7 protein-coding genes are annotated in these 6,073 nt (G+C 62.4%); 6 read left to right on the top strand and 1 reads right to left on the bottom strand.

The window, feature by feature from the left end:
- The 4 genes from ABYO54_RS12905 to ABYO54_RS12920 all read left to right on the top strand — a co-directional run.
- On the top strand, positions 1-1,178 hold a 1,178-nt coding region (locus ABYO54_RS12905; protein ID WP_372808660.1), incomplete at its 5' end, for a hypothetical protein.
- 47 nt (positions 1,179-1,225) lie between these two features.
- Entirely contained in the window at positions 1,226-2,182 is a 957-nt protein-coding gene (locus ABYO54_RS12910) for a glycosyl hydrolase family 18 protein (protein WP_372808661.1), read from the top strand.
- Between the two features lie 53 nt (positions 2,183-2,235).
- The gene (locus tag ABYO54_RS12915; protein WP_372808662.1) at positions 2,236-2,424 is read left to right on the top strand and encodes a DUF2892 domain-containing protein; all 189 of its coding nucleotides are present in this window, start codon (positions 2,236-2,238) and stop codon (positions 2,422-2,424) included.
- A complete protein-coding gene (locus ABYO54_RS12920) occupies positions 2,424-3,161 on the top strand; it encodes a pseudouridine synthase (RefSeq protein WP_372808663.1) in 738 nt (245 codons plus the stop codon). Before ABYO54_RS12915 ends, ABYO54_RS12920 begins: the two co-directional genes overlap by 1 nt.
- Before the next feature lie 76 nt (positions 3,162-3,237).
- Here ABYO54_RS12920 and ABYO54_RS12925 read toward each other — a convergent pair whose 3' ends face one another.
- The gene (locus tag ABYO54_RS12925) at positions 3,238-3,555 is read right to left on the bottom strand and encodes a hypothetical protein (protein WP_372808664.1); all 318 of its coding nucleotides are present in this window, start codon (positions 3,553-3,555) and stop codon (positions 3,238-3,240) included.
- A gap of 107 nt (positions 3,556-3,662) precedes the next feature.
- On the opposite strand from ABYO54_RS12925, the gene ABYO54_RS12930 reads away from it, so the two are divergent.
- Together ABYO54_RS12930 and ABYO54_RS12935 are read left to right on the top strand one after the other, a co-directional pair.
- Complete coding sequence (locus ABYO54_RS12930; RefSeq protein WP_372808665.1) at positions 3,663-5,120, top strand: FAD-binding oxidoreductase; 1,458 nt, start codon at positions 3,663-3,665, stop codon at positions 5,118-5,120.
- Between the two features lie 13 nt (positions 5,121-5,133).
- Positions 5,134-6,009 (top strand): ThuA domain-containing protein, encoded by an 876-nt coding sequence (locus ABYO54_RS12935; RefSeq protein WP_372808666.1) that lies wholly within the window; start codon positions 5,134-5,136, stop codon positions 6,007-6,009.
- Positions 6,010-6,073 lie beyond the last annotated feature (64 nt).

Below are 6,073 nucleotides of genomic sequence, written 5' to 3' on the forward strand. Positions count from 1 at the left end.
CGGAGAAGACCCTGACCGCCAAGGAGCAGCAGCTGCAGCGGCAAATCGAAACCCAGCAGCAGAAGCTCCACAAGCTCGCCGGCGACCTGCAGGCGGAAACCGAAGGCCGCAAGGATGCCGAAATGGCGCTCAAGAATCTTCAGGCCCGCTATGCCGACAGCCGGCAGGATGCCGATTCCCGCATCCTGGTGGAAACCCAAAACCTCTCCAAGCAGATCGAGGAATACCGCCAGAACGAGAACACCCTCATGCAGCAGCTCGAAGCCGCCGACAAGGCCGTGCAGCAGCGCGACCGCTCCCTGGCCGAACTCAAGCAGGAGCGCGAGCAAACCGCCGAACAACTCAAGCAAGCCGAGCAGAAGCTGGCCGACATCGAGCACGCGCATCGGGCCGAGCTGAACCAGTCGCTGGCCGAGGTCCAGGAAATCGGCCGCAGGAACAGCACGCTGGTCGACGAGGTGAACGAAACCGTGCGGACCTGCCTCAGCCCGGTCCTCAAAACCACCGTCATCATGGAGCAGGCGGACAACCTCTCCACCGAACAGAAGCGGGAACTGGTCAGCGCCAACCACCAATGCCGATCGCTGATCGACATGATGGACTACCGCAAGGGACTCACCCATCTGGCCGACGGCTCCGACGCCGTGGCCCGCTCCCAATGCGACCTGCACGCCCTGCTGGCCGACATCGACCACCAGTTCTGCCACCGCGCCAAGACCAACAAGCTGTTCTTCGCCGTCGGATTCGCGCAGTACCAAACCGCCAACAACGTGCCGAAACACGTTGCGACCGACCCCGAAAAGCTGCGCAAAACGCTTTCGATCCTGCTCGGCTACGCCCTCGACCACACCAAGAAAGGACGGGTCGGGCTGCATGCCTCCCGCAAATCGGCGGACTCGTCGGGCATGGTCATCGCGTTCGAAATGACCTTCACCGCCGCGGCGCGCAACGACCTGCTGGCGGACATCTTCGATTCCGAAACGGAAGGCGTGGTCGACCTGAAGCACGGCCTCACCCTCGCCCGCCGCTACATCGCCATGCTCGGCGGCAAAGCCAAACTCGAACACCGCGAGGCCGGCGTCACCGCCCTCACCATCGACTTCCCGTTCGCGCGCGCCGGCGCCGCGACCGCAACGCCCGCCCAAGAAAAAGGGGAGCAAGCAGCGGGAGCCGCATAGGAGCTCGTCACTTGACACCCCCATGCACCCCGCCGTACGGTGGATGCATGAAAACATCCCTCCTTGTTGCCGCATTGTTGCTGTCCGCCCTGACCGGGCAGGCCAAATCGTTCCCCGAAACCTGGGCCTACCTGATGAAGGGCGAGGAAAAATATTTTCCCGTCGCCTCGCCGATCACCGACGTGGCCTGTTTCAGCGCGGCGGTCGATGGCGACGGCAACCTTTCCGGCGGCCATGACGCGCCCCCCGCCCTGCCCGGCGCCAACCGCGGCACGCGCTACCACCTCGTCGTGACCATTCCGTGGAACACCACGCTCGCGCACATCTTCCTCAACCCCGACCTCCCGCTCCGCAACCGGATCATTTCCGCGATCGTCGAACGCGCGGCGCCGTTCGACGGCGTGCAGATCGATTTCGAAAGCATCGGCGCCAAGGACGGCACCAACTACCTCAACTTTCTCGTCGCCCTGAAAAAGGCCTTGCCGAAAGACAAGCTGTTCAGTGTCGCGGTGATGGCGCGCTGGGAAGAACACAAGAAGAAAAACCCCACCGACGCCTTCGACTATCCCTTCATCGGCATGATCGCCGACCGCGTCGTTGTCATGGCCTACGACGAGCACTACAGCGGCGGCGGCGCCGGGCCGATCGCCTCGTTGCCCTGGTGCCGCGACATCTATGCCTATGCCATAAAGAACATTCCGGCCAACAAGCTCGTCATGGGCGTCCCGCTCTACGGGCGCGCCTGGCAGACCCCCGCCCTCGCCAAGGCCTACAAAAACCGGGACGTGGTCGCCGAGCTAACGGAAAAAGGCATCAAATCCAACTGGACCCAGGACGGCGCTTCGTACCGCTTCCGGGAAACCGTCAGCATCGACGTCCACTACGAAACCACCCAGTCGCTTGCCGCCAAGATGGCCCTCTACGGGCGGAACCCCATCCGCGGCGTCGCCTTCTGGCGCATCGGTCAGGAACCCGACGGCTTCTGGCAACAACTTCAAAAATAGCTCCACATGCGGCGCCCAAGTGCGCATATTGTCTGCTCAATGGGAGGTGTAGGATGAAAATGGAACACATGATTCGCGTAATTGCAGGATCGCTCGTACTAATCTCGCTCGCCCTCGCCCACTGGGTGAATCCCCACTGGATCTGGTTCACCGTCTTTGTCGGCGCCAACCTGCTCCAATCCGGCATCACCCGCTGGTGCCTAATGGAAAAAATACTCGCCAAATTCGGCGTGGAGAAATAATGACCGAACAACCCGAACGGATTTCAAAACTGATGGCCGCGCGCGGCATGTGCTCGCGCCGCGAGGCCGACCGCTACATCGAACGCGGCCTGGTGCTGGTGGACGGCGAGGTGGTCTCGGAACTGGGCACCAAGGTTTCGCCCAGCGCCAAGATCGAACTGGCCGAGGCCGGCCAAAAGCGGCAGGACATGCAGGCGACCTTCCTGATCAACAAGCCGATCGGCTATGTCTCGGCCCAGCCCGAGGACGGGCACCGCCCCGCGTCGGACTTGCTCACGCGGGAAAATCAATGGAAAGACGATCGCACCAAACGCGCGTTTCATCACGGACTGCTTCGTGGGCTCGCCCCCGCCGGGCGCCTCGACATCGATTCCAACGGCCTGCTGGTGCTCACGCAGGACGGCCGCGTCGCGCGCCGGATCATCGGCGAGGACTCGGACGTGGACAAGGAATACCTCGTGCGCGTGGACGGCCACTTGTCCGACCAAGGGCTCAAGCTGCTCAACCATGGCCTGGAGCTCGACGGCAAACCGCTCAAGCCCGCCAAGGTGACCTGGCAAAACCAGGACCAGCTCCGCTTCATCCTGCGCGAAGGAAAGAAGCGCCAGATCCGCCGCATGTGCGAGCTCGTCGACCTCAAGGTCGTCGGCCTCAAGCGCATCCGCATCGGCAAGGTCGTCCTCGGCAATCTCCCCGACGGCCAATGGCGCTACCTCGGCCCCGACGAAACCTTCTAGACCCAAAAAAGACGGCCCGAAGGCCGTCTTGAATCGCAGGCGGCAAGATGCCGCCGAGCGGAACGAGAACGCGCGTCTATTTGGTCAGCGTCGTTCCATCCAAAAGAATAGTCGAGGCATCCACCAACTCAATCTCACGGACCTCGGTCGTTCCTTCGAGGTTCTCATTGTCGGACGTCGTGAAAACGAGCGTAAGGACCCCGTCGTCGTACGAATAGGTTCCCGAACTCATTGACCGTTCCGGATCCTCGTCGGGCTCGATGGAATCCATTTCAAATGTTCCGTTTTCGTAGATGACAACCTGCAAGCCTTCCGTCGGGTAGTCCGCCGACTGCCACGTGCCGTAAATACTCGGGACATCGTCGGAATCGTCTTCATCGCAGCCGGAATTCAAGACGACAACAAGCCTACAATGGAACTTTTACTTGAAAAGTGAATTTTAACTTTCCGTGGCGTGCGCCGGGCTTGGTTTTCCCGGATGCCTGGTGTTTACTTCCGCACATGGCAATTGAGATTCTAGACGTTGGTGCAGAGCAGGCGGACTATCTGCACGACGAGTCGCGCCGCGAGGGCCACGCCGACCAGATCGCGTTCCCACGGACGACGGAAGAGGTTTGCGAAGCGCTTCGCATGGCCGCCGAAAACGGCTGGCCCGTCACCGTGCAGGGCGGGCGGACCGGCATCACGGGCGGGTGCGTCCCCGAAGGCGGCCTGATCCTCAACCTTTCGCGCATGGCCGCCTTCGGCCAAATCGCCGGCGACCGGCTGACCGTCCAGCCCGGCGCAACCCTGGCCGAGATCCGAAACGCCACCGAAGGCTCCGGCAGGTTCTTTCCGTCCGACCTCACCGAAACCTCCGCCACTATCGGCGGGATGGTGGCCAACAACGCCTCCGGCGCGCGGTCGTTCAAGTATGGCGCGGTGCGCAACTGGGTCCACGCGCTGGAGGTCGTGCTCCCCCATGGCGAGCCGGTCCGGCTCGAGCGCGGCGTGCACCGGGCCTGCGGAAACGTCTTCAACCTCGGCTCCGTCTCGGGGAACCTCTGCGCACACTTGCGCAAGTGTGCGCAGGTGAAGAATGCGGCGGGATATTTCATGGAACCGGATATGGATCTGGTCGATCTGTTCATTGGCGCCGAAGGAACGCTGGGCGTGGTGACGGAGATCGAAATTATGTTGTTGCCGAAGCCTGGGCAAATGAACGGGCTGACGGCGTTCTTCGATGCGGAGGAGCGCGCGTTGGAGTTTGTGCGGTTTCTGCGGGGCGCCGGCCGCCTTCCCCGGCCCGTGGCGATCGAGTTTTTCGATTCGCGGGCGCTGGCGCTGTTGCGCAAGATGAAGGAGGAGTATCCGGCCTTTGGCGATCTGCCGGCACTGGCGCCGGAATTCGATACGGCCCTTTATTTCGAGTTCGATTGCGAGGTGCCGGATGCGGTTGCGGAAGAGATCGACCGAAGGGCGATCGATTGCTGGTTGTCGGAAGGCGAGAAGGAGATCGGCATCCTCAAAAACTTCCGCCACGCGATTCCGGAGTCGGTCAACCTGATCATCGGGGAGCGCAAGCGAGCGATTCCGGGGCTGACCAAGCTGGGCACCGACATGGCGGTACCGGACGACCGGTTGGAAGCGGTGATGCGGATGTATCATGAAGGGTTGGCCCAAGCCGGGTTGGAATACGTCATCTTCGGGCATATCGGCAACAACCACGTCCATGTGAATATCCTGCCGCGCAGCCTGGCGGAACATGACCGCGGCCAGGCACTCTATCTGGACTGGGCCAAGCAGGTGGTGGCATGGAACGGCTCCGTCTCCGCCGAGCACGGAATCGGCAAAAACAAGACCGCCTTTTTGGCGCTGATGTACGGAGCGGAGGGCGTTGCCGGGATGCGCGCGATCAAACGGCTGTTCGATCCCGCCGGCAGGTTGAATCCCGGGAACCTGTTCGGCAACGGAAATTAAACTGGAGAAGAAAATGAGAAGCAAAGCGATATGGGCAAGTTTGCTGGTGGCCGGCGCGGCGGTGGCCGACGCGGGGGATGCAAGGGTTTTGATCGTCGATGGCTTCAGCAACCATGATTGGCGGCATACGACACGGGCGATCCAATCCGTGCTGCACCAGGCGGGCGGGTTCGATGTGGCGGTCGCCACCTTCCCATCCGACCCGGCGGCACTGGAGCAGTGGAACCCGGCCTTTTCCGACTACGACGTGGTCATCCAAAACTGCAACGACATCCAAAGCAAAACCCAATGGCCCCGCCGGGTGCAGGCCGCGCTCGAAACCTATGTGGCCAACGGCGGCGGCTTATATGTGTTCCACTCCGCCAACAATGCCTTTCCGGATTGGCCGGAATACAACCGCATGATCGGCCTCGGCTGGCGCAACAGGAATTTTGGCTGGGCCATCACGGTGGATGGCGCGGGGACCGAGGTCCGCATTCCCGCCGGCGAGGGGGAAACCACGGGGCACGGCAAGCGCCGCGACGTGCGGGTGACGCGGCTCGGCGACCACCCGATCCATGCCGGGCTGCCGCGCCAGTGGATGGCCGCGGATATCGAGGTCTACCGCTATGCGCGCGGACCGGCGGAAAACCTGACCGTCCTCTCCCATGCCGCCGATGAAAAGACGGGGCTGCACTTCCCGACCGAATGGACGGTCGCCTATGGAAAGGGACGCGTCTACAGCTCGACCTTCGGCCATGTGTGGCGCGACCAAACCGACCCCGAGGGCATGCGTTGCGCCGGGCACCGCACCCTTATCCCCCGCATCGTCCAATGGCTGGCCAAGCGCCCGGTGGACCCGGCGGTTCCCGCTGATTTCCCCTCGACGGATTCCGCACGGCTTCAATAGGCCTTCGAAATAAGCTTCACATAGAGAGCGAAAGGGTTACGCTTCCTTCAAAACGGGAGGTTGA

The organism is Pontiella sp. (assembly GCF_041622395.1).
Taxonomy (GTDB): Bacteria; Verrucomicrobiota; Kiritimatiellia; order Kiritimatiellales; family Pontiellaceae; genus Pontiella.